1 pseudogene is annotated in these 2089 nt (G+C 46.6%); it reads right to left on the bottom strand.

Features of this window, described 5'->3' with window-relative positions:
- Nucleotides 1-1680 (bottom strand): annotated as a pseudogene (locus R7Q47_RS23355) (acyl-CoA dehydrogenase); the annotation flags it as partial.
- Nucleotides 1681-2089 lie beyond the last annotated feature (409 nt).

Below are 2089 nucleotides of genomic sequence, written 5' to 3'. Positions count from 1 at the left end.
AAACCAAATACTGCGAACGAGGTTACTCATGGTAAAGCTCACGTGGCCAGCTAGCGCTTTGTCGAATTTCTCAACCGCGTCGCTCGTTTCTGAGTAAGCTGCGTTCATTTCTTCAAGCACGTATGGGTGACAACGAATCGCACCTTGACCGAAGATGATCATCGAACGAGTCAGAATGTTTGCACCTTCTACCGTTACGGCGATTGGAGATCCTTGGTAGCCACGAGCGAGGAAGTTCGAAGGGCCTAAACAAATGCCTTTACCGCCGACAATGTCCATCGCGTCAATGATGCTTTGTTGGCCGCGGTGGGTACAGTGGTACTTCACGATTGCAGAGATAACCGATGGCTTTTCACCTAGGTCGATACCTGCAACAGTTAGGTTGCTGGCCGCATCCATGACGTATGCATTACCGCCAAGACGCGCCAATGGCTCTTCAACGCCTTCCATGTGACCGATTGGTTGTTTGAACTGACGACGAATGCGAGAGTATGCACCCGTTGCCATCGCAGCCGATTTGATACCACCCGTCGAGTTAGAAGGTAGCGTGATGCCACGGCCGACCGACAGACATTCCACCAGCATGCGCCAGCCTTGCCCTGCCATTTTCTCACCACCGATGATGAAATCGATAGGAACGAAAATGTCTTTACCACGGGTTGGACCGTTCTGGAATGGCACGTTTAGTGGGAAATGACGGTTGCCGATTTCTACACCTTTCACATCCGTTGGGATCAGCGCACATGTGATACCAAGATCTTCTTTCTCACCAAGCAGGCCTTCTGGGTCACGCAGTTTGAATGCAAGGCCAAGTACCGTCGCAACAGGTGCAAGTGTGATGTAGCGTTTGTTCCACGTTAGACGCATACCCAGCACTTCTTTGCCTTCCCATTCTCCTTAACAAACGACGACGTAATCTGGGCTTGAGCCTGCGTCTGAGCCAGCCTCTGGGCTAGTTAGTGCGAAACATTGGATTTCTTTACCTTCAGCTAGGCGAGGTAAGTAATAGTTTTTCTGATCTTCTGTACCGTAGTGTTGCAAGAGCTCGCCTGGGCCTAATGAGTTAGGCACACCAACGGTAGAAGAAAGTACGCCAGAAACACCCGTCAGCTTTTGCAGTACCAAAGATTGAGCGTATGCAGAGAACTCTAGACCACCGTACTTTTTCTTGATGATCATGGCGAAGAATTTGTTGTCTTTCAGATACTGCCAAACTTCAGGTGGTAAATCCGCGAGTTCATGCGTTACTTGGAAGTCGCTGACCATAGCACACACTTCGTTTACTGGGCCGTCTAAGAACGCTTGCTCTTCCGCGCTAAGTTTTGGCGCTTGAATTGCGTGTAATTTTTCCCATTCAGGTTTACCTTTGAATAGCTCAGCTTCCCACCATACTGTACCAGCATCGAGAGCTTCTTTTTCAGTTTGAGACATCGCAGGTAGCACAGTCTTAAACAACGCCAGTGCCTTACGGCTAATAAGCGATTGGCGGATACCAGAAACGGCAAAGACCGCGATTGCAAGCACATACAGTGCCCAGCCAATAACGCCAACTGAGTCTGTGATAGTCAGCACTAGCATGGCAGCAGTTAGTAGACTGACGGATTTAACGAGTGACATTCTGTGGTAAAGCGTAATGCCTAACACAACAGCCATCGCAACGATAGAGAGCAAGATGTCCATATAATTTTTCCTTTTCAGACTTTATAAATGTTGTACGTCTGTATTTTGGTAAGAGGTCTAACCAGTTGGTATAAGTGTAATCAAAATATTAAAGAAATGTAAAACACAAGATTGAGTAAAAAGTGATCTAAGTAGAGTTAAAATTCTAAAGTTGCGAATTGAGTGATGGTTTCGTAAGCAAGTTGACAAGTTTATTACTGTCACCAATCCAAATCTGGAGGTTCACTATCGACACTAATTCTCGTTTGTGGGTAAACTCAGTGTTATGAAATGTCCGGTGCTAAAATGGCATCAGAACCATTTACTAAGGCGAAGCGAATGCGCATTTACGCCCGAAATAATAAAGAGAACGTCTTATGTACCATGATCTGATTAGAAGTGAATTAAACGAAGCTGCTGAAGTGCTCAA

The sequence above is a fragment of the Vibrio sp. Vb0349 genome (assembly GCF_033338975.1).
The sequence above is the reverse complement of the archived record's forward strand: the minus strand, read 5'-3'. Positions and strand labels throughout refer to the sequence as shown.